The sequence below is a fragment of the Streptomyces sp. OZ13 genome (assembly GCF_052068155.1).
Taxonomy (GTDB): domain Bacteria; phylum Actinomycetota; class Actinomycetes; order Streptomycetales; family Streptomycetaceae; genus Streptomyces.
In genome coordinates this window covers 666237-686391 of the sequence record NZ_JBQHCZ010000003.1, presented here as the reverse complement: position 1 = coordinate 686391, position 20155 = coordinate 666237, and the positions used below count along the sequence as shown (strand labels likewise).

Annotated in this window: 18 protein-coding genes; 8 read left to right on the top strand and 10 right to left on the bottom strand. The window is 71.7% G+C overall.

All coding sequences use genetic code 11. The features are described 5' to 3' along the window. Nucleotides 1–18 precede the first annotated feature (18 nt). Both ACTMTU_RS10065 and ACTMTU_RS10060 read right to left on the bottom strand, forming a co-directional pair. A complete protein-coding gene (locus tag ACTMTU_RS10065; RefSeq protein ID WP_441263120.1) occupies nt 19–669 on the bottom strand; it encodes a response regulator in 651 nt (216 codons plus the stop codon). Nucleotides 670–673: 4 nt separating this feature from the next. Continuing rightward, nucleotides 674–1849, bottom strand: coding sequence for a sensor histidine kinase (locus tag ACTMTU_RS10060; protein WP_441263181.1), 1176 nt, complete (start codon nt 1847–1849; stop codon nt 674–676). A gap of 118 nt (nt 1850–1967) precedes the next feature. Between ACTMTU_RS10060 and ACTMTU_RS10055 the strand changes: the two genes are divergently transcribed. Continuing rightward, nucleotides 1968–2903: an ABC transporter ATP-binding protein gene (locus ACTMTU_RS10055; protein WP_441263119.1), complete on the top strand. Its 936-nt coding sequence runs from the start codon at nt 1968–1970 to the stop codon at nt 2901–2903. A 2-nt stretch (nt 2904–2905) separates the two neighbouring features. Beyond that, nucleotides 2906–3652 (top strand): ABC transporter permease, encoded by a 747-nt coding sequence (locus ACTMTU_RS10050; RefSeq protein ID WP_441263118.1) that lies wholly within the window; start codon nt 2906–2908, stop codon nt 3650–3652. Nucleotides 3653–3813: 161 nt separating this feature from the next. Here the strand turns inward: ACTMTU_RS10050 and ACTMTU_RS10045 are convergent, their stop codons facing one another. The 3 genes from ACTMTU_RS10045 to ACTMTU_RS10035 form a co-directional block, all read right to left on the bottom strand. Continuing rightward, nucleotides 3814–4227, bottom strand: coding sequence for a YybH family protein (locus ACTMTU_RS10045; RefSeq protein WP_441263117.1), 414 nt, complete (start codon nt 4225–4227; stop codon nt 3814–3816). Nucleotides 4228–4347: 120 nt separating this feature from the next. Further along, complete coding sequence (locus ACTMTU_RS10040) at nt 4348–4770, bottom strand: DUF4259 domain-containing protein (RefSeq protein WP_441263116.1); 423 nt, start codon at nt 4768–4770, stop codon at nt 4348–4350. A 223-nt stretch (nt 4771–4993) separates the two neighbouring features. Continuing rightward, nucleotides 4994–5506 (bottom strand): nuclear transport factor 2 family protein, encoded by a 513-nt coding sequence (locus tag ACTMTU_RS10035; protein WP_441263115.1) that lies wholly within the window; start codon nt 5504–5506, stop codon nt 4994–4996. Between the two features lie 152 nt (nt 5507–5658). On the opposite strand from ACTMTU_RS10035, the gene ACTMTU_RS10030 reads away from it, so the two are divergent. The 3 genes from ACTMTU_RS10030 to ACTMTU_RS10020 all read left to right on the top strand — a co-directional run bounded on the left by ACTMTU_RS10030 (nt 5659) and on the right by ACTMTU_RS10020 (nt 11733). Continuing rightward, the gene (locus tag ACTMTU_RS10030) at nt 5659–9468 is read left to right on the top strand and encodes an ABC transporter ATP-binding protein (RefSeq protein WP_441263114.1); all 3810 of its coding nucleotides are present in this window, start codon (nt 5659–5661) and stop codon (nt 9466–9468) included. Between the two features lie 372 nt (nt 9469–9840). Then, complete coding sequence (locus ACTMTU_RS10025; protein ID WP_441263113.1) at nt 9841–10197, top strand: hypothetical protein; 357 nt, start codon at nt 9841–9843, stop codon at nt 10195–10197. A gap of 102 nt (nt 10198–10299) precedes the next feature. Continuing rightward, the gene (locus tag ACTMTU_RS10020; protein WP_441263112.1) at nt 10300–11733 is read left to right on the top strand and encodes a S28 family serine protease; all 1434 of its coding nucleotides are present in this window, start codon (nt 10300–10302) and stop codon (nt 11731–11733) included. A gap of 102 nt (nt 11734–11835) precedes the next feature. On the opposite strand, the gene ACTMTU_RS10015 is transcribed toward ACTMTU_RS10020, so the two are convergent. Then, nucleotides 11836–13662 carry a glycoside hydrolase family 3 protein gene (locus tag ACTMTU_RS10015; RefSeq protein WP_441263111.1) on the bottom strand — a complete coding sequence of 609 codons (1827 nt, stop codon included), beginning with the start codon at nt 13660–13662 and terminating at the stop codon, nt 11836–11838. A 183-nt stretch (nt 13663–13845) separates the two neighbouring features. After that, a complete protein-coding gene (locus ACTMTU_RS10010) occupies nt 13846–14754 on the bottom strand; it encodes a LysR family transcriptional regulator (protein WP_441263180.1) in 909 nt (302 codons plus the stop codon). Between the two features lie 110 nt (nt 14755–14864). Here ACTMTU_RS10010 and ACTMTU_RS10005 point away from each other — a divergent pair, with 110 nt between their 5' ends. The 3 genes from ACTMTU_RS10005 to ACTMTU_RS09995 are packed head-to-tail and all read left to right on the top strand — an operon-like array spanning nt 14865 to nt 17693. After that, nucleotides 14865–15773 carry an EamA family transporter gene (locus tag ACTMTU_RS10005; RefSeq protein ID WP_441263110.1) on the top strand — a complete coding sequence of 303 codons (909 nt, stop codon included), beginning with the start codon at nt 14865–14867 and terminating at the stop codon, nt 15771–15773. A 44-nt stretch (nt 15774–15817) separates the two neighbouring features. Further along, the gene (locus ACTMTU_RS10000; RefSeq protein WP_441263109.1) at nt 15818–16519 is read left to right on the top strand and encodes an LppU/SCO3897 family protein; all 702 of its coding nucleotides are present in this window, start codon (nt 15818–15820) and stop codon (nt 16517–16519) included. Nucleotides 16520–16523: 4 nt separating this feature from the next. Continuing rightward, entirely contained in the window at nt 16524–17693 is a 1170-nt protein-coding gene (locus tag ACTMTU_RS09995) for a DUF1266 domain-containing protein (protein WP_441263108.1), read from the top strand. On the opposite strand, the gene ACTMTU_RS09990 is transcribed toward ACTMTU_RS09995, so the two are convergent. The 3 genes from ACTMTU_RS09990 to ACTMTU_RS09980 form a co-directional block, all read right to left on the bottom strand. Beyond that, a complete protein-coding gene (locus ACTMTU_RS09990; protein ID WP_441263107.1) occupies nt 17674–18282 on the bottom strand; it encodes a DUF6058 family natural product biosynthesis protein in 609 nt (202 codons plus the stop codon). The genes ACTMTU_RS09995 and ACTMTU_RS09990 overlap by 20 nt on opposite strands. A 151-nt stretch (nt 18283–18433) precedes the next feature. Further along, complete coding sequence (locus ACTMTU_RS09985; RefSeq protein WP_441263106.1) at nt 18434–19210, bottom strand: sugar phosphate isomerase/epimerase family protein; 777 nt, start codon at nt 19208–19210, stop codon at nt 18434–18436. After that, complete coding sequence (locus ACTMTU_RS09980) at nt 19207–20142, bottom strand: bifunctional helix-turn-helix transcriptional regulator/GNAT family N-acetyltransferase (RefSeq protein WP_441263105.1); 936 nt, start codon at nt 20140–20142, stop codon at nt 19207–19209. The genes ACTMTU_RS09985 and ACTMTU_RS09980 overlap by 4 nt, the downstream gene beginning before the upstream one ends. Between the last annotated feature and the right edge of the window lie 13 nt (nt 20143–20155).

Below are 20155 nucleotides of genomic sequence, written 5' to 3'. Positions count from 1 at the left end.
CCGGGCGGCGGGACCGGGTCAGGCAGGTGCGACGAAGCCCGACTCGTAGGCGGCGATGACCGCCTGCGTCCTGTCCCTCGCGCCCAGTTTGGCCAGCACCGCGCTGACATGGGTCTTGACGGTCTCCGTGCCGACGAACAGCTGCGCCGCGATCTCCGAGTTGGAGAGCCCGCGCGCCATCAGCCGCAGGACGGCGGCCTCCCGCTCGGTCAGCGCGGCCCGTTCCATCGCCGTGCGCGCCGCCGAATTGCCGTACTCGGCGGCCAGTGCGCGTACAGCCGCGGGGAACAGCAGCGACTCTCCCTCGGCGACCAGCCGCACCGCATGCACGATCTCCGCCGGGCGTGCCCGCTTGAGCAGAAAACCGTCGGCACCCGCGCGCAGCGCCTCGTACACGTACTCGTCGTTCTCGAAGGTCGTGACCACCAGGATCTTCGGTGGTGCGTCGACCGTGCGCAGCACGGCACGGGTCGCCTCGATGCCGTCCATCAACGGCATCCGCACGTCCATCGCCACCACGTCCGGCCGCAGTTGACGCACCAGCGGGATCACCGCGGCCCCGTCGGCGGCCTCGCCGGCCACCTCGATGTCCGGCTGGGCCTCCAGCACGGCACGAAGCCCCGCCCGTACAAGAGGTTCGTCGTCGACAAGCAGCACGGTGATCGGCACACGTTCAGCGTATGCCGTCGAGCGGCAGCCCCACCTTGACCCTCCAACTGTCCTCGTGCGGACCGCTCGTGGCCTTTCCGCCGAGCAGCGCCGCACGCTCCCGTATACCGCGCAGTCCACTGCCGCGAGCGGTGGGAGTGACTGGGCCGGCCAGCGAGTTGACGACTTCCAGGTCGAGCCGGCCGTCGGCGACGGCGATCCGCACCCGGGTGGGCACCGGGCCCGCGTGCCGCAGCACGTTCGTCAGGGCTTCCTGGACGATGCGGTACCCCTCCCGGGACACCGGCCCCGGTACGAGCGTCAGCGGACCCGTCACCTCGGCGTGCACCTCCGCGCCGGACGCCCGCGCCGACTCCAGCAGCCGGTCGGCGTCGGCGAGCGTGGGGCGGCTGCCGACCGGCTGGCCCGATTCGCGGAGCACTTCCAGCACGCGCTCCAGGTCGTCCAGTGCCGCGCGGCCGGTCTCCTCGATCGCGGCCAGCGCCCGCTCGGTGAACTCGCTGTCCCCTGCGGCCCGCGCCGCGCCCGCCTGCACCACCGCCACGGTCAGCGCGTGTCCGATCGAGTCGTGCAACTCCCGGGCGATGCGGTTCCGCTCCAGCAGCTGCTCCGTGCGCTCCTCCAGGGCGGTGAGCCGCTCCGCCGCCGACGTGCCCAGCAGGCGCAGGGCGACAACGGTGATCAGCTCCCCGAGGCCCACGACGGCGGCGAGGAGCACCGCGAGCGGCAGGGGCGTGAGCACCGCGTACCACCAGTGGCCGCCCGAGGGCAGCGGGACCATCGAGCCCGAATCGGGCTGCTCGCCCACGGCGAAGCCGGCCAGGTCGATCGACGCGCCGAGCAGGTGCACCGTCAGCATTCCGGTGAACAGCCCCAGGCCGAGGCGAATCTCCAGCCACAGGGCCGTCCGCCACCGGTCCGCCCAGGTGACAGAGGACGAGACGGCGATACCGGACGAGTCGTCCTTGTATCCGTACGGCGACAGCAGGAGCCGGGCCTGCAGACCTTCGACGAGCCGCATCGCCGGGACGAACCCGAGCAGACCGAGCGCGAGCACGGGCACGTACAGGTGCTTCGTGTCGATGAACAGCCACACGCCCATGACGACGGTGCCGATGAACAGGTGCAGCCAGCGGGTGTAGGTGATCCGACGGGTCAGCGGGCGGAGAAAGCGGAGCACGTGGAGCATTCCGTCATCGTGCCAGCGGCACCCGCCGTGACGGCTCCCTCTCACGGGGGAGACGGTCTCCTCCGGCGGGGGAGGCCGCCGGCCCTGCCCGGCGGCGAGGCTGATTGCCATGACCAGCATCGACGTCACACAACTCACGAAAGAGTACGGCGACAGGCGCGCCGTGGACGGGCTCACGTTCAGTGTCCGCCCCGGCAAGGTCACCGGCTTCCTCGGCCCGAACGGCGCGGGGAAGTCGACGACCATGCGCCTCGTCCTCGGCCTGGACCGGCCCACGTCGGGCACGGCCACCATCGGCGGCCGCCCGTACGCGGAGATCGACCAGCCGTTGCGCCACGTGGGCGCACTGCTCGACGCGCAGGCAGCTGTGGGTTCCCGCACGGGCCGGGACCATCTGCGCATCCTCGCCGCGGCGGCGCGGATACCGGCCCGTCGTGTGGACGAGGTGCTGGAACAGGCGGGCATCGCGAGTGCGGCGGGCCGGCGGATCAGGACGTACTCCCTCGGCATGCGCCAGCGGCTCGGCATAGCGGCGGCCCTGCTCGGTGACCCGGCGGTGCTGATGCTCGACGAGCCGTCGAACGGGCTGGACCCCGAGGGCATCATCTGGATCAGGGAGCTCGTGCGGGAACTGACCGGCGAGGGCAGGGCCGTCCTCGTCTCCAGCCATCTGATGAGCGAGACGGCCTCGTTCGCCGACCACCTGGTGGTGCTCGGCAGGGGCCGACTGCTCGCCGACACCGGCATGCGGGAGTTCATCGAAGCATGGACGACGCCAAGGGTCCGGCTGCGCACCACCGAAGCTGCCCGGCTGCGTGCACTCCTCACGGCCAGGGGCCTCCACCCGGCCGAGGGTGCGGACGGGCGGTGGACAGTCGAGGGTGCCCGGGTCGAGGACATCGGGCCGCTCGCCGCCCAGGAAGGCATTCCCATTCTCGAACTGGCCGGCGAGGAGCCCTCGCTGGAGCACGCATACCTCGCTCTCACGGCCGACGAGGCCGAGTACACGACCGCCCGGCCCGCCACTGCCGCCCAGGAGGCCTGACCATGCCGTCCGTCGTCCCCGTACTGCACTCCGAGTGGCTGAAGATCCGGTCGGTGCGCTCCCAGTGCGTCACGCTCGCCGCCGTCTTCGCGGCCACAGTCGGCTTCTCCGTCCTGATATGCGCGACACTCGGCGCCGAGGAGGCTGCCGAACGAGGATTCGACCCTGTCCGCACCTCGCTCTCCGGCCTCAATTTCGGTCAGATCGCGGCGATCTGCTTCGGCTCGATCGCCGTCGCCGGCGAATACCGGACCGGAGCCATCCGCGTATCGCTGGCCGCCGTCCCGCGCCGGGGCGTGTTCTACGCGGCCAAGCTCACGGTCGTGGGCCTGCTGGTGCTCGCCGTCGGTCTGATCACGAGCACGACGTGTTTCGTCCTGGGGCAGGCGGCCCTGGGCGACCGCGGCGTAGGCATAGGCACGCCGGGCGCTTTGCGGGCCGTGGTGGGATGCGGGCTCTACTTGGCGCTGATCACCCTGTTCGCGGCCGGGCTCGCGGCAGCGCTGCGCAGCGCGCCGGCGGTCATGGGCATCCTGATCCCGTTCCTGCTGATGCTGTCGTTCGTGCTGGGGGACGTTTCGCAGGGCGGCGGCTGGGTCGACTTCCTCCCGGACCGCGCGGGCCAGCAGATCCTGCTCCAGCACCCGGACGGCCCGCTGAACCCATGGACGGGGACGGGTGTCCTGGTCCTCTGGGTGGCGGCGGCGCTGTGGGTGGGCGGCCGGCGGCTGACTCGACGGGACGCCTGAGGCCGGTCACAGCGGCCGGTCACGCCCCGGCCCGCCGCGGTCGGTCACGACCTGGCCCGCCGCGGCCGATGAGGCCGCCGGACCGCCGTCCCTCACACCGCGCCGGAGTGTGGTGGGTGCGTACCTGCCCCGCCACGCCCCGTCGCAGCGGCGGAACGCTCTCACGTGCCACTGTCGGTGGTCGTGTCCGCGAACGAATGGTGTTCGTGCGCGACCACCCAGCGTCCCTTCTCCTTACGCAGCCCGACCGTCAGCCGCAGGCGGCTCTCCGGGTGCTCCGCCAGCTCCTTGGGCGTTCCGCAGCGCAGCAGCGCGTACGCGAAGGCGGCGTCCCCGCCGGCGGTGACGTCGAGCGACACGATCTCGAACGAGGCGCCCTGCGCCTGCCACTCGAAGAACGGCGGCCATGTCTCGCGGTAGGCCTCGATGCCCCGGACACCGTCGTGAGGCGGCGGCACGTCGAACATCACGATGTCGTCGGCGTGATCCGCCAGCACTTCCGGCAGGTCACCCCGGTGAACCGCTTCGGCCCACCGCTCGATCAGGCTCCGGATCTCTGCTTCGTCGTCGGCCATGGCTGCTCACTCCTCGTGCCTGGTGTACGGACCTGCACCAGGACAGACTCCTGAACAGAGCCCGACTCATCGGCCCCTGCGAGAACCGGCGCGCTCGGTGAGGCCGGGAGCGCGGGCGTGTCAGCCGTGGGTGGAGGGGCAGGTCCCCGCCAGTACCTCCCGCAGCCCGGCCATGCCCGCCCGCCACGCCGGACCGGCAGCGGTCTCGTCCCAGAGCTCCATCAGCTCCGACGGCTTCCTGAGCGTCCGGTCGAGTGCCTCGACCGCGAGCAACCGCAGGTCGGCGGGCAGCGCGGGGACGGGCTCGTCCGGGCCGTAGGGCGTCGTCACGGCCTCCCCGCCGGGACACTGCGCGGCGACCAGCGCCGCGGCGGCCACCGCTTCGGCCGCCTCGTCGCTGTCCAGGAAATCGTCGGTCCCGACGACGCGCAGCAGCGCCTCGCGCAAGAGGCCGGGACGCTCGCTCTCGGCCGCGTCGTCCAGCGTCCCGGAGAAGTCCGCGGCGGTGTCGTTGTCGAAGTGCCCGATGTCCCAGGTGCCCATGGTGTTCCCCGTCGTCCTGTTGATGGCTCGTGCCGTCGAACGCGTCGACGTACGCGTAGCGTGGCAGGGCCCACTGACAATGCGGCCGCCGTCTTCGGCCGGTACGCATCCCGGCCCGGCGGTGTCGGGACGAGCCGCCGATGTCGTCCCGCGACGCAGGGGCCGCACCTCGGCACCATGCCCGTACACCCCCGCCCCGTCGTCCGCCAGGTCCGGACGGTTGTCAGGGCGCTTCACCCGCCTGCTTCGGCCCCGACTCCACCGTCAGCCCCGACTCCACGTCGGGCGGCGTGCCCCGTGTCCACGCCACGCGCAGGGTGGTCGCCGAGATGCGCCAGCCGGCCGGGGTTCTGGTGAGCTCGGAGTCCGTGTGACCGGCGGAGACGAAGACGTCTTCAGAGCCGTCCGCCAGGACATGCGTGCTGAGCTGGGCGCCGCGGGCCGTGGCACGGTCCCCGTCGAGTTCGATGACCGTGTTGCTCCCCAGATGCACGGTCCTTTCGAAGAGGGCCATCGTCCGCCGGACGGTGGTCAGCAGCGCGTCCCGCCCGCGGACCGTGCCGACGGGCATCTCGGCGGTGACGTCCTCCGTGTGGAAGGCGCGGGCCCACTCCTCGTCGAGCGGCCCCTCGTCCAGGGACCGCAGATACCGGTCCAGCAGATCCGCGATCTCGGCACGGTCGGCCAGGGCGCGCAGCTCGCGCCGCATCTGTTCGATGTCGATGTCGGTGTCCATGCCAGCGAGCCTGTTACGTCAAGCGCGCTTGAGGTCAAGGCCGGGTCCTAGGACCCTGGACCGGTCTTTGGTGCCGTCGGGGCGCGGAGGGATGAAATCCGTCGGCTGCCGCGTTGGTGCCTTCCGGAAGATCAGGCCCGCGATCGGATCCGATGATCAGGTCGGACGGGCCGGCAGCGGTTTCGACGGGGAGGCATCACGTGGCGGCGGCACCAGCAGCGCAAGGGTGGGCACGGCGGCTGTCCGGGTACGCATGGCGGTACCGGCTCAACGTCGTGCTCGCTCTCGGCTCGTCGCTGGGCGGCATGGCCGTCATGGCGCTCGTACCGCTGATCATCAAGGTCGTCATCGACGACGTGATCACCGCGCAGACGCGCTCGCTGAACACCTGGACCGGGTTGCTGATCGCCGCCGCCCTCGCCGTGTACGTGATGACGTACATCCGGCGCTACTACGGCGGGCGACTGGCGCTCGACGTGCAGCACGACCTGCGCACGGACATGTACGGGACGATCACCCGCCTCGACGGGCGGCGGCAGGACGAGCTGTCCACCGGGCAGGTCGTCGGGCGGGCCACCAGCGACCTGCAGCTGATCCAGGGGCTGCTCTTCATGCTCCCGATGACCATCGGGAACTTCGTGCTGTTCGGCATCTCCCTCGTCGTCATGGCGTGGCTGTCCCTGCCGCTGACCCTGATCGCGCTGGCCGTCGCCCCCGCCCTGTGGGTCATCGCCAAACGCAGCCGCACCCGGCTGCACCCGGCCACCTGGTACGCGCAGAGCCAGGCCGCGGCCGTCGCCGGGGTGGTCGACGGGGCGGTCAGCGGTGTGCGCGTCGTGAAGGGCTTCGGGCAGGAGGAGCAGGAGACGCAGAAGCTGCGCGACGTGAGCAGGAAGCTCTTCGCGGGGCGCATGCGCACCATCCGGCTGAACTCCAAGTACACCCCCGCCCTGCAGTCCGTCCCGGCCCTCGGTCAGGTGGCGATGCTGGCGCTGGGCGGCTGGCTGGCCACGAAGGGCGACATCACGCTCGGTACGTTCGTCGCCTTCTCCGCCTATCTCGCGCAGCTCGTGGGCCCGGTGCGGATGCTGGCCATGGTGCTGACCGTCGCCCAGCAGGCCAGGGCCGGTGTGGAGCGGGTCTTCGACCTGATCGACACGCAGCCGGCCATCAAGGACGGCACGAAGGAGCTGCCGGCCGACGCCCCGGCCACCGTCGAGTTCGACGACGTGAGCTTCGAGTACGCGGAGGGCAGGCCCGTCCTCGACGGGTTCTCGCTGGAGATCGCCGCCGGTGAGACCGTGGCCGTCGTCGGTGCGTCCGGCAGCGGCAAGTCCACCGTCTCGCTGCTGCTTCCCCGCTTCTACGACGCCACCCGCGGCGCCGTGCTGGTCGGCGGCCACGACGTGCGGGAGCTGACGTTCGACTCGCTGCGGGCGGCCATCGGCCTCGTACCGGAGGACAGCTTCCTCTTCTCGGACACCGTCCGGGCCAACATCGCGTACGGGTACCCGGAAGCCACGCAGGAGGAGATCGAGACGGCGGCCCGCGCCGCCCAGGCAGACCGCTTCATCGCCGAGCTCCCCGACGGCTACGACACCAAGGTCGGCGAGCACGGCCTCACCCTCTCCGGCGGCCAGCGCCAGCGCATCGCGCTCGCCCGCGCCATCCTCACCGATCCGCGGCTGCTGCTCCTCGACGACGCCACTTCGGCCGTCGACGCCCGGGTCGAGCACGAGATCCATGAAGCGCTCAAGCACGTCATGGCCGGGCGTACGACGCTGCTGATCGCCCACCGCCGTTCGACCCTGAACCTCGCCGACCGCATCGCCGTGCTCGACGGCGGCCGGCTCGCCGACATCGGCACGCACCAGGAGCTGGAGCAGCGCTGTGCGCTGTACCGGCGGCTGCTGACCGACCCGGACGAGCTGGGCGGAGTCTCGCCCGGCCACATCGTCCGGCAGGCCGCCCCCGAACCGGACGAGGACCGCACCGTACGCGACGAGCTCGATGCCGAGTTCGACGTGGAGCGCGGCATCACGCCGCGGCTGTGGGCGCGGGACGAGAACGCGGAAGAGGCGAAGGAGGAGCCGGGCGCGACGCCCGAGCTGCTGGCCCAGGTCGAGGCGCTGCCCCCGGCCACCGACACCCCCGACATCGACGAGGCGCGGGCCACCCGCCCGGAGCCCGCGGGCGCGACCGCCGGCGAGGGCGGCAGGCTGCGGGCCGTACTGCGGGGTTTCGGACTGCCGCTGCTGGTCAGTCTCGGTCTGGTCGCCGTCGACGCCGGCATGGGCCTGCTGCTGCCGATCCTGATCCGGCACGGCATCGACGAAGGCGTCGAGCAGGTGGCGCTCGGCGCCGTGTGGGCGGCCTCGCTGCTCGCACTGGCGACCGTGCTGGTGCAGTGGGCGGCGCAGATCGGCGAGACCCGGATGACGGGCCGCACCGGTGAGCGGGTGCTGTACTCGCTCCGTCTGAAGATCTTCGCGCAGCTCCAGCGGCTCGGGCTCGACTACTACGAGCGTGAGCTGACCGGCCGCATCATGACGCGGATGACGACGGACGTGGACGCGCTGTCCACGTTCCTGCAGACGGGCCTGGTCACCGCGTTCGTCTCGGTCGTCACCTTCTTCGGGATCATGGTCGCGCTCGTCGTCATCGACGTGGAACTCGCCCTGGTCGTCTTCGCGACACTGCCCGTCCTGATCGTCGGCACGTACTTCTTCCGCAAGCAGAGTGTCAAGGCGTACGAACTCGCCCGTGAACGCATCAGCGTCGTCAACGCCGACCTTCAGGAGTCCGTCTCGGGTCTGCGGATCGTGCAGGCGTTCCGCCGCGAGCGCAACGGCCGGGAGAGCTTCGCGGCCCGCAGCGACAGCTACCGCCAGGCCCGGGTGCGCGGCCAGTGGCTCATCTCGATCTACTTCCCGTTCGTGCAACTGCTGTCGTCGGTGGCCACCGCCGCCGTCCTGATCGTGGGCGCGGGCCGGATCGAGGCGGGCACCCTGACGACGGGCGCGCTGGTCGCCTATCTGCTCTACATCGATCTGTTCTTCGCGCCCGTGCAGCAGCTCTCGCAGGTCTTCGACGGCTACCAGCAGGCGGCCGTGTCACTGCGCCGCGTGCAGGAACTGCTGCGTGAGCCGGCCTCGACGCTCACGCCCGCCGAGCCGCACCCGGTGCGGGCACTGCGCGGCGACATCGGCTTCGAGGAGGTGTCGTTCGCCTACGGGGACGAGGAGGAGGCCCTCACCGGCGTCGATCTGCGCATCCCCGCCGGGCAGACCGTCGCCTTCGTGGGGGAGACGGGCGCCGGCAAGTCGACGCTGGTCAAGCTCGTGGCCCGGTTCTACGACCCGACGAGCGGCCGGGTCACCGTCGACGGCAAGGACGTGCGCGAGCTGGACCTGACCGCGTACCGGCACCGCCTCGGCGTCGTCCCGCAGGAGGCGTATCTCTTCTCCGGCACCGTCCGTGACGCCATCGCCTACGGCCGCCCCGGCGCGAGTGACGCCGAGGTGGAGGCGGCCGCGCGGGCCGTCGGCGCGCACGACATGATCGCCACGCTCGAGGGCGGCTACCTCCACGAGGTCTCGGAGCGCGGCCGCAACCTCTCCGCGGGGCAGCGCCAGCTGATCGCCCTGGCCCGCGCCGAACTCGTCGACCCGGACGTGCTGTTGCTCGACGAGGCGACGGCCGCGCTGGACCTGGCGACCGAGGCCCAGGTGAACCAGGCGACGGACCGGCTGACCGGCCGGCGTACGACCCTCGTCGTCGCCCACCGGCTCACCACCGCCGCCCGTGCGGACCGCGTGGTCGTGATGGACCACGGCCGGGTCGCGGAGGACGGCACCCACGACGAACTGCTCGCCCTGGACGGCCGCTACGCCGCCCTGTGGCGCACGTTCGTCGGCGAGGGCACGGAGGACATAGGGGAGGACGAGCCGGCGACGGTGTGACGCCGCCGGCTCCGCCGGGCGACGCCCGCGGGCGTCGCCCGGCCCGGCCCGTCCGCGCGGACGGGCCGGGCCGCGTCCGAACGGGGCTCCCTGCCCCCGCGCCCTCTGCGTCCGCGCGGCTCCCCGCTCCCCGGCCGGTCCGCCGGGCTCCCGCCCCCCGGCCGGTCCGCCGGGCTCCCGCCGCCCGGCGCAAGGGCCACCACCGCCACCCCCGGCGCGGCGGTAGCAGTCCGTAGCGGCCCGTAACGCGCGCAACCGATCCCCCGGCCTCACGCGTCGTACGCAAGTACGGAGCGGTGGCAGTGGGGAGCAAGCGTGTTCGGTGGGGCGTGGATCAGGAGTACGGGGCGGCCGGGCCGTGTCGTAGGGCGGGTGCTCGCCGTGGTCACGGCGGTCGCGGCGTTCACCGTCGCCGCCCCGGGCGTCCAGCAGGCCGACGCCGCGGCGCCCTGCCCGGGCCGGCTGGCCAAGACCGTAACCTTCTCGACCGGCGAACTGCGCGTCTACGAACGCGGCGACTACGCCTGCGCCGTCACCCTCGCCAAGCGCCCCGGCGTCCGCCGGCCCATGTCGGTCTCCCTCCAGCCCCGGGGCGGGCGCGCGGACACGGACAGCGGGAGGTTCACCCGGCAGGCCGGCCCCGTCACCGTGCACGCCCTCAACCGCTGTGTACGCGCCACCGGTTCGGTCTCCGGGACCTCCCGTTCCACCGGATGGATTCTGTGCTGATGCGACGGTAAGGCTCAACCGGGTCTGGCGGGGCCTGTGTTGACACCGCTAGGTTCACCCGCGACCGCTTGATCTCAAGGGGAGATCTCCAGGGGAGGGTGAATGCGCAAGGCGCTCAGATGGCTGCTGTCGCTCGTGGTGCTCATAGGCACCGTGAGCGCGGCCGGCGTGACGGCGGGTGCGGCCACCGCCGCAGAGCCGGCGACCGGCACGGACATCAAGGACCGGATTCTGTCGGTCCCGGGAATGAGTCTCATCGAGGAGAAGCCGTATCCCGGTTACCGTTTCTTCGTCCTCAACTACACACAGCCGGTCGACCACCGGCACCCGTGGCGCGGCACGTTCAAGCAGCGGGTCACCTTGCTGCACAAGGACACCAGCCGCCCCACCGTCTTCTTCACCTCCGGCTACAACGTCTCCACCACGCCGCGTCGCAGCGAGCCGACGGCCATCATCGACGGTAACCAGGTCTCTCTGGAGTACCGCTACTTCACGCCGTCGCGTCCCGCGCCCGCCGACTGGTCCAAGCTGGACATCTGGCAGGCTGCGAGCGACCAGCACCGGGTCTTCAAGGCGCTGAAGAAGATCTACGACAGGAACTGGCTCTCCACGGGCGGCTCCAAGGGCGGCATGACCGCCACCTACTACGAGCGCCACTACCCGAACGACATGGACGGTGTCGTCGCGTACGTCGCGCCCAACGACGTCGTGAACAACGAGGACCGGGCGTACGACCGGTTCCTCGAGAACGTCGGCACGAAGGAGTGCCGCGACAAGCTGAACGCGGTCCAGCGCGAGGCCCTGGTGCGCCGGGAGCCGCTCGAGGCGATGTACGAGAAGTACGCGGCCGACGGCGGCTACACGTTCGACACCGTCGGCAGCCTGGACAAGGCGTACGAGGCCGTCGTCCTCGACTTCGTGTGGGCGTTCTGGCAGTACAGCAACGTGTCCGACTGCGAGACGATCCCGGCCGCGGCCACCGCGTCCGACCAGGAGATCTTCGACACCGTCGACGCCATCTCCGGTTTCTCCTTCTACGCCGACCAGGTGCTCGCCACCTACACGCCGTACTACTACCAGGCGGGCACCGAGCTCGGTTCGCCCGACATCACGCAGCCCCACCTGAACGGCCTGAGTCGCTACGGCTACCAGCCGCCGCGGAACTTCGTTCCGCGTGACATCTCCATGCGCTTCAAGCCGTGGGTGATGAAGGACGTCGACACCTGGGTGCGGCACAACGCCGAACGGATGATGTTCGTCTACGGCGAGAACGATCCGTGGGGCGCCGAGCCGTTCCGGGTCGGCAAGGGCACCCGCGACAGCCACGTCTACACCGCGCCGGGCGCCAACCACGGTGCGAACGTCGCCGGTCTGGTGGCGGACGAGCGGGCGGAGGCCACCGCCGCGATCCTGCGCTGGGCGGGCGTCGCCCCGGCCGCGGTCCAGGAGGACCCGGCGAAGGCCAGGCCGCTGGCCAAGGCCGACGCGAAGCTCGACAAGCGCGACCTGGAGCGCGAGCCGATGCTGCGCCCGTGACAGGGAGCGTCGCAAGGGCCGTGCCCGCAGCCTTCTCCGGCTGCGGGCACGGCCCCTTCTCTTGCGGTCGGCGGCGATCGGTCGGCGGCCACCGGTCCTCGGCTACCGGTACGACAGCCCGTGCCCGATCGGGAACAGCACCTGTGACGGGTCGTCGGCCCGCTGCACCGGCACCGGCAGACGGCCCTGCGGGTCCGCGTGGCCCGCGATCACCCGTACCGCGGCCCGCAGTTCGACATCGGTCCAGGAGTAGGCCGCCAGGGCGGCCGCGACCCCGTCGAGCCTGGCGATGTCGTACGGATTGCGGATGGCGAGCGCGACCACCGGCACGCCGGTCGCCACCAGCCGGGCCACGAGGGTGCGCTGTGAGCTGGTCGCGGAGACGTTGTACGTGCCGACGACGACCACGTCCTTGCCCTGGGCCGCGGCGACCGCCTCCGTGATCTTCGCGTTACTGGGGGCGGTGCCGGTCGACAGGGCGGTGGCCGTGAAGCCCAGCTCGCCGAAGGCGTTGGCGAGTACGGTCGTCGGCGGCCCCGTCGTGCCGCTGGGCGACGCCGGATCGGCGCCGACCACCAGGACCTCGTTGTGGCTGCGGCGGCTGAGCGGCAGCAGTCCGTCGGGGTTGGTGAGCAGCGTCGTGGTCCGCTCGGCGATCCGGTCGGCGGCGGCGAGATGCGCCGGCGTGCCCACCGTGCGCCCCACCTCCCGCTGCGGGACGAACGGGTCGCGGAACAGACCGAGCTTCTCCTTGAGCAGGAAGATCCGCAGGATCGATTCGTCGAGCCTGGCCTCCGTGATCTCGCCGTTCCTGACGGCGTCCAGGACACCGTTCCAGGCGACCGCCAGGTCCGGCGGGTTGAGCAACTGGTCCACGCCCGCGAGCAGTGCGAGCACCGGCACCCGGTGGTCGCCGTACTTCTCCCGCACGCCCTCCATGTTGAGCGCGTCCGTGACCACCACACCGTCGTAGCCCAGCTCCTCGCGGAGAATGCCGGTGAGGATGGGCCGGGACAGCGTCGCCGGGTCGTTGCTGGCGTCCAGCGCCGGGAACTGGATGTGCGCCGTCATGATCGAGTCGATGCCGGCGGCGATGGCGGCCCTGAACGGCGGTGCGTCGACCTCCTCCCACTCCTGGCGGGTGTGGGTGATCACCGGGATGCCGGTGTGGCTGTCGACGGTGGTGTCGCCGTGTCCGGGGAAGTGCTTGGACGTCGCCGCGATGCCCGCGCTCTGGTAGCCCTTGACCTGCGCGGCCACCATCCGGGCGACCGCGGCCGGATCCGCGCCGAAGGACCGCACGCCGATGACCGGGTTGGCGGGGTTGATGTTCACGTCGGCGACGGGGGCGTAGTTCTGGACGATGCCCATCGCGGCGAGCTCGCTGCCCGCGATCTGCGCCGCCTTGCGGGCTGCGTGCGCGGATCCGCCGGCGCCGAGGGCCATCGCACCAGGCATCAGTGTCGCCGGCTTGCCCACGCGGGCGACGATGCCGTGCTCCTGGTCGGTGGAGATCAGCAGCGGTACGGGGTTCCGCTGGGCGAGCGCGGCCCGCTGGATGCCGTTGGACAGACCGGCGATCTGCTGCGGGTCACGGGTGTTGTGCGCCCACGCGAAGTAGATGATGCCGCCGACGTGGTACTCGGCGACGAGTTCGGCGGCGTTGCGCACGCCCATCTCTTCGAGGTTGAGGTCGATGTCGGCCTGGTCCGGGTCCGTGGCGGAGTGCCCGTAGACCCGCATCACGAAGAGCTGGCCGACCTTCTCCTCGATGCTCATCCTCGAGATGAGCCGCGTGAGCCGGTCCTTGGTGCCGCGGGAAACGGCTGCCGGCGCCGCGAGAGCGGGTAGCGCGGTGGTGGCGACGGCGCCCGCGGCGACGGCGGTCGCGGTGAGAAGAGTGCGTCTGGAGAGGTTCCGGTCGTGCACTGGTGCTCCTTCCGGCCTTGCTCTACATGCTCGACATGGGTGTGGCACAAGGGGAGTTGAAGGAAACTGCCAAGGGGACACGGATATCCGGAAACTAACTGCCAGGTCAAGGCCCCGCGCACAACCGTCACCGGACCGGCGGCCGACGGCCCGCGCCGGAACGGCCCGCCCGGACGAGGGCGGTCAGCGCGCGGAGACCTCCGGCCACAGCTTCTGCAGCGTCCGCACCGTCTCCGTGATGGCGGGCCGCCTCGCCGCCCCCGTACGCCACAGGGCGTGCAGCCGCCGCGTCGGCACCGGGGCCAGCCGTACGGCTACCACCTGGGGCGGCAGCGCCCCGCGGCCCAGCCGGGGCACCAGCGCGATGCCGAGTCCGGCCGCCACCAGGGCGACCTGGGTGTGGTTCTCCTCCGCCTGATGGGCGATCAGCGGCTCGCAGCCGGCCGCCCGCAGGGTCCGCAGCAGCCAGTCGTGGCAGACCGTGCCGGGCGGCTGGGTGATCCAGCGCTCGTCCTTGAGGTCCTCGCGCCGCACGGAGTCGGCAGCGGCCAGGGCATGGCCGGCCGGGACCAGCACGTCGCACATGTCGTCGCCGATGACGGCCTGCTCGACTCCCGGCGGGGTCGGCAGCGGTGCGATGTCCCAGTCGTGCGCCACGGCCAGGTCGATCGCGCCGCGGGCGACGAGGTCGACGGACAGATGAGGGTCCACCTCGTGGAGCCGGGCGTCCAGGCCGGGATGGCGGCGGGCGAGGTCGGCGAGCACGTACGGCATCAGTCCGCGGGAGGCGCTGGCGAAGCAGGCGATCGTCAGCCGCCCGGCCGGCGCGCCGCGCCGCTCTTCGAGGCGCACCTCGGCCTCTTCGACCAGGGACAGCAACTGCTGTGCGGTCGCCGCCAGTTGCGTGGCCTCGTCGGTCAGCCGGACGCCACGGCCCTCGCGTTCGAGGAGCGTCGTGCGGGTCTCCCGCTCCAGTTTGGCGATCTGCTGGGAGACCGCGGACGGCGTGTAGCCGAGCGCGGCCGCAGCGGCGCCCACCGTGCCGTGGACGGACACGGCGTGCAGTGCGCGCAGTCGGCCGAGGTCGAGCATGTCTGTCCCCACTCACGCTTTCATCGACGGCAATCATCAGCAACGCTTCATCCAACCATGAAGAAATCCGCGCTGGTGCTACACGGTCCCGTGGCGGGATGCTCCCTGTCATGCGCCCCGCCCACATCGCCCTCGCCGCACTGGTCGCCGCCGTCTGGGGAGTCAACTTCGTCGTCATCGAGATCGGCCTGGACCACTTCCCGCCGCTGCTCTTCTCCGCCCTTCGGTTCCTGGCCGCGGCGCTGCCCGCGGTCTTCTTCGTCGGCCGGCCGAAGGTCGCCTGGAAGTGGATCGTCGCGGTCGGCCTGGTCCTGGGCGTCGCCAAGTTCGGCCTGCTGTTCACGGGCATGGACCTGGGGGCGCCCGCCGGACTCTCGTCCCTGGTCCTCCAGGTACAGGCGGTCTTCACCGCCGTGTTCGCCTTCGCCGCACTCGGCGAGCGGCCGGGGCGGACACGGATCGCCGGGATGGCCGTGGCTCTGGCGGGCATCGCGGTCGCCGCCGTCGACGAGGGCGCCTCCGGCCCGCTGTCCGGATTCCTCCTGGTCGTCGCCGCGGCCGCCTGCTGGGGCGTCTCCAACGTCCTGACCCGCAAGGCCGCGCCGCCCGACGCGTTGAACTTCATGGTGTGGGTCAGCACCGTCCCCGTCCTGCCCCTGCTCGGCCTCTCCCTCCTCCTGGAGGGCGCCGACCGCGATCTGGCCGCGCTGCGCTCCCTGGACTGGACGGGCGCCGGAGTCGTCCTCTACGTCGCCTGGGTGACCACGATCTTCGGCTTCGGCGCCTGGGGCCTGCTGCTCCGCCGCCACCCGGCGTCCTCCGTGGCCCCGTTCTCCCTCCTCGTCCCCGTCTTCGGGATGTCCTCCGCGTACCTCTTCCTCGGCGAGCCGATCGACCCCCTGCGCTGGTGCGCGGCGGCCCTGCTGGTCGGCGGCGTCGCGCTGACGTCCCTGCCGGGCCGCCGGCAGGCACGGCCCGCACCGGAGTCCCAAGAACCGCTGACAGCCGCTCGAACCTGACGTTCTAGGGTGATCCTTCCGATCGACCGACGGGGGGATCACCCATGTCCACGCCGCCTTATGGTCCGGGGCAGGCCGGGTACGACGCCACGACGCAGCAGCACCTTTACCAGGCGCACACGGGAGCGGGGCCAGGAGGCGCCGTGCCCTGCCAGGTGTGCGGCTCGCTGCCCGCCGTCCACGCGGTGATCCGCGGCCATCAAGGCATGTTCCTGGTCATGCGTTCGCGGAAGCGCGAGGGGTTCTTCTGCCGCTCGTGCGGAACATCGCTGCACCGCCGGATGACCACGGACACACTGTGGCAGGGCTGGTGGGGCGTGATGTCGCTCTTCATCACCCCGGTCACGGTCCTGATGAACCTCGGCCCGCGCTCCCGGTTCCGCAGGCTCGCCGCTCCGTACGGCGGCTGGCGGCCTCCGCTGGACCCGGGAAGGCGGGTGCTGGCACGTCCTCCCGCCCTGCTCGTCCTCACGCCGATCGTGCTGATGGTGGTCGTGCTGGCGACGGGCATCACGACGGCGGCGTTCGACAGCGGCCCCGCGGCGGCCTCCGTCCGGGTCGGTGACTGCGTGAGGAACCACGGCACATGGCCCGATCAGGACATCCGGCGGGTGGACTGCGGGTCGCACCTGGCGGAGTACCGCACGGCGCGGCTCGCCGACTGCGACGGCGACGAACTGCTGATGCGCCTCGAGTACGCGGCCGACGCGGAGGCCATGTGCCTCGAGCCGCTGGGGAGAGGGTGATCGCGTGACCGCCGCCGCGATGCCGTACGGATGGCAGGCGCCGACCGAGGTGGAACACCGGCTCCACGAGGCGAAGACGCGGGGTGACTGGGCATCGTTCTTCGACACGCTGTCCGGAACGGACCTCTACTACCCGGTCGGACGTGCGGACGCCGAAGCGGGCACGGGAACGCAGTACTCCTACCGGAGCCCCGTGACAGGCACATGGTGCTACGCCTTCTACACCGAGGGCGCCCTGCCGCTGCCCCAGCCCGACCCGGTCTTCAACCGCACGTCGTTCAAGAGTGTCGTACGGACCTGGGACAACGACCCCACCTGGCTCGCGGTCAACCCCGGCACGCCCGGCGAGGCGTACTTCCCGGCGAACCCGCAGACCCTCCACCTGTGGCGGCAGCACGCGGAACGGGTCACCCCGCGGAAGAAGGGCCTGCTGCGCACCCTGCGGGTGGGCGGGCCGACCCGGGGCCCGGTGGCCAGAGGCCTGGCCTGCGGCGCTCAACTCGCCGTGCACAGGGGCGACCTGTGGAACGCCCCGGCCTCGCACCTCGAAGGGTTCCGGCAGATGCGCGAGACGCTGGACGAGTCGTGGGACATCCACAGCGCCGACGACTGGCACCGGACCCAGGAGGACCTGCTGCAGGGCCGGTACGTGAGCCCCGTATGGGAGTTCGTCCTCTCCGTACGCCGCGCGATGGCGCGTGAGTACGGAGACACCGTCGATCCCGTGCAGTGGAGGGAGACGGCGGCGCACGTCATGCGCCGCCGCGCGGAGCCGGAGACGGTCTCGGAGGAGGACATCCACGCAGTCCAGCAGCTGATCGGGCGCATCACCCGCTACGAGGCGCGCTTCCGCGCCGACGGGGTCCTGTCCGAGGGCCGTTGCGTGAGGTCGGTCCTTTCCTGGGACTTCGGCCGCGCGGCCAACATGGCGCGCTGGGGCCTGGCCGCCCGGTACTGCGATCCGGCGAGGGCCGAAAGCGCCGTGGTCCGTGCCGGTGAGTTGAGCGCGACGGTGTACCGGTCCTGGGAGGACTTCGGAGCCGGGTATGCGCTCGGCCGGTGCCTCCACTTCGACGAGGAGGAGTTCGGCCCCTGGTACACGGAGGTCGTCGACATCCACAAGACGCTCACCACCGACCCGGAAAGCCCCTGGCTCACCGTTCCCTGGCAGTAGCCGGATCCTGCGGGAAGCGGGCGCGCATCGCGTCGATGCAGAGGTCGCGGGAGGTCGGACCACCGAAACGGAGCCGGTCGTACGGGGTGAACGCCGGCTCCAGCGCGTCCAGTTCGTCGATCGCCGCGTGCAGCCTCGCCGACCACCGGGGCGTGCCGGCGTCCGGGTCGTGCGGTGCCGCGGTGATCTCGGCGGTCAGCCGCTCCTTGCGCTGTATCGACGCCGGGGTGACGGAGTGCAGGCACACGTATTGGCCGCTCAGATACGCCTCCCACTCCTGGCGCCCCGCCGCCGGGTCGGCCCAGTGTGCGACGAACCAGGCTTCCAGGTTCTCCGGACCGCCGGCCGCCTCCGCCGGTGCGAAGAGGTCGTGCGGGACCATCTGGGCGCCGTCGGAGCGCAGATAGCCGGGCAGCGGCAGCAGCCCGGCCAGCATCATCAGCCGTACGGCGCCCGGGTCGCGGCCGGAAACCAGGCACAGGTCGTCCAGTACGGCGAACTGCGCGGTCACATAGGCGTCGTCCGCGGGTGACATCGGATGGTCGCCGTTGACCTCGCGGAAACGCGCCGCGATCTCGCGCTCGTACATGGGAGTCGCTCCTTCGTGAGTCGGTCCCGTGCACGCTAGAGCCGGGACGGTTCGGCGCCCGCCGAACCGTCCCGGCCGCAGAAGCAGCAGCTCAGAAGCAGGCTGCTCAGAAACGGGCGCTCGCAGAAGCGGGCCGCTCGGACCCGGCCCCTCAGAGCAGCGAGAGCAGATGCTCCCTGCCCTCGGTGAGCAGCCCCGGCAGCTCCGCGGCGGTCGGGTACCACCGCTTCTCGTACTCCCAGCACACCCAGCCGCCCGGGTCCGCGAGCGCGAGGCACTCTGCGAGCGGCAGCACGCCCTGGCCCAGGGGCAGCGGCGTCAGGTCCTCGCGGGAGGCCACGTCCTTGACCTGTACGTATCCGAGGAAGGGGCTCAGCGCCGCCTGGGTCGCCTCCGGCGCCTCGCCGCCCAGCCAGGTGTGCATCACGTCCCACAGGGCCCCGGCGTGCTTGTGACCGACCAGACCCAGCACCCGGGTGACATCGGCGCCCGTGCGGTGCGAGTCGTGCGTCTCCAGCAGGATGCGCACGCCGAGGTCGGCGGCGGTCTCCGCGGCGGCGGCGAGCCGGCGGGCGGCGATCGCGTCGGCCTGCGCCGGGTCCTGGTCGCCGCCGCCGGGGAACACCCGGACGAACGGCGCCCCGAGGTCCTTGGCCAGCCGGCCGAGCTCCTCCATCTCCTTGATCACGGGCTTGTCGTCACCCGGCGCGGCGATCCGCGCGTAGCCGGCGACGGTGAGGATCTCGACGCCCGCGCGCTCGAACTCCCTGACCGCCTCCGCCCGTTCGGTCGTGCCGATGCCGGGGTGCACCGGTTCCTCCGGATGGGCGCGCAGTTCCACGCCCTGGTATCCGCTGTCGGCGGCGAGCCTGGCCACCTCCGTCAGCGGCCTGCCCGGCACGCCGAGGGTCGAGAAGGCGAACTTCATCGATCCGTTCCTTCCTGGAGTGACAGCCGCCAGTCCTGGCCGACCAGATCCGCTCCGTACGAGCGGTGCGGCTTCTCGGCGACGAGCGTGAACCCGGCGCGCCGGTAGATCCGGCGGGCCGCGGTCAGTACGTCGTTGGTCCACAACACCATGTCCCGGTACCCGGCATCGCGCGCGAAATCCACGGCGGCGCGCACCAGCCGGTCGCCGAGGCCGTGCCCGCGTGCCTCGGGGTCGACGAGCAGCAGCCGCAGCCGGGCCGTGTCAGGGGCGTCGTCCCGTACGCACATCACCGAGCCGACCGGACGCCCGTCCGTCTCGGCGATCCACACCCGCTCCAGCCGGGGGTCGTGCTCCTGCGCGAAATCGGCGACGATCCGGGCCACCAGGCCCTCGAAGCCGGCGTCCCACCCGTACTCGGCGGCATAGAGCGCGCCGTGCCGCTGGACGATCCATCCCAGGTCACCGGGGCCGGGATCCCGCAGGACCGGCTCGGCGGCGGAGCCGGGCCTCGCCTGCGACAGCAGCTCCCGTACGGTGCTCAGCGCTTCCGCGAGCCGGTCCCGGTCCCGCTCCGGCACGTCGGCGACCAGCGCGCCGACGGCTTGCCGGGACCGTTCGTCGAGCAGTGCGGCGGCCTTCCTGCCGCGGTCGGTGAGCGTGATCCGCTGGCGTCGCGGGTCCCGCTCGGAGGGGCCGCGGGCGACGAGCCCGTCGCGCTCGAATTTCGCGAGCAGCCGGCTCAGGTACCCGGCGTCGATCGACAGTTCGCCGCGCAGGTCGGCGGCGTCGGTCCGGGGGCTGTGCGCCAGCTCGTACAGGACACGGGACTCGGTGAGCGTGTACGGAGTGTACAGATGCTTGCCGTAGTCGAGCGCGCCGATGAGGTTGGTGTAGAAGCGGTTGAACGCGCGGATCTCTTGTATCGGCATGATCGGCTCCGGG

What these genes read in the sequence shown, in the direction of transcription:
- ACTMTU_RS09985 (WP_441263106.1), bottom strand. Translation starts at nt 19,210, where the DNA reads ATGAAGTTCGCCTTCTCGACCCTCGGCGTGCCGGGCAGGCCGCTGACG.
- ACTMTU_RS10055 (WP_441263119.1), top strand. Translation starts at nt 1,968, where the DNA reads ATGACCAGCATCGACGTCACACAACTCACGAAAGAGTACGGCGACAGG.
- ACTMTU_RS09980 (WP_441263105.1), bottom strand. Translation starts at nt 20,142, where the DNA reads ATGCCGATACAAGAGATCCGCGCGTTCAACCGCTTCTACACCAACCTC.
- ACTMTU_RS09990 (WP_441263107.1), bottom strand. Translation starts at nt 18,282, where the DNA reads ATGTACGAGCGCGAGATCGCGGCGCGTTTCCGCGAGGTCAACGGCGAC.
- ACTMTU_RS10040 (WP_441263116.1), bottom strand. Translation starts at nt 4,770, where the DNA reads ATGGGCACCTGGGACATCGGGCACTTCGACAACGACACCGCCGCGGAC.
- ACTMTU_RS10005 (WP_441263110.1), top strand. Translation starts at nt 14,865, where the DNA reads ATGCGCCCCGCCCACATCGCCCTCGCCGCACTGGTCGCCGCCGTCTGG.
- ACTMTU_RS10045 (WP_441263117.1), bottom strand. Translation starts at nt 4,227, where the DNA reads ATGGCCGACGACGAAGCAGAGATCCGGAGCCTGATCGAGCGGTGGGCC.
- ACTMTU_RS10010 (WP_441263180.1), bottom strand. Translation starts at nt 14,754, where the DNA reads ATGCTCGACCTCGGCCGACTGCGCGCACTGCACGCCGTGTCCGTCCAC.
- ACTMTU_RS10030 (WP_441263114.1), top strand. Translation starts at nt 5,659, where the DNA reads ATGATCAGGTCGGACGGGCCGGCAGCGGTTTCGACGGGGAGGCATCAC.
- ACTMTU_RS10050 (WP_441263118.1), top strand. Translation starts at nt 2,906, where the DNA reads ATGCCGTCCGTCGTCCCCGTACTGCACTCCGAGTGGCTGAAGATCCGG.
- ACTMTU_RS10000 (WP_441263109.1), top strand. Translation starts at nt 15,818, where the DNA reads ATGTCCACGCCGCCTTATGGTCCGGGGCAGGCCGGGTACGACGCCACG.
- ACTMTU_RS10035 (WP_441263115.1), bottom strand. Translation starts at nt 5,506, where the DNA reads ATGGACACCGACATCGACATCGAACAGATGCGGCGCGAGCTGCGCGCC.
- ACTMTU_RS10020 (WP_441263112.1), top strand. Translation starts at nt 10,300, where the DNA reads ATGCGCAAGGCGCTCAGATGGCTGCTGTCGCTCGTGGTGCTCATAGGC.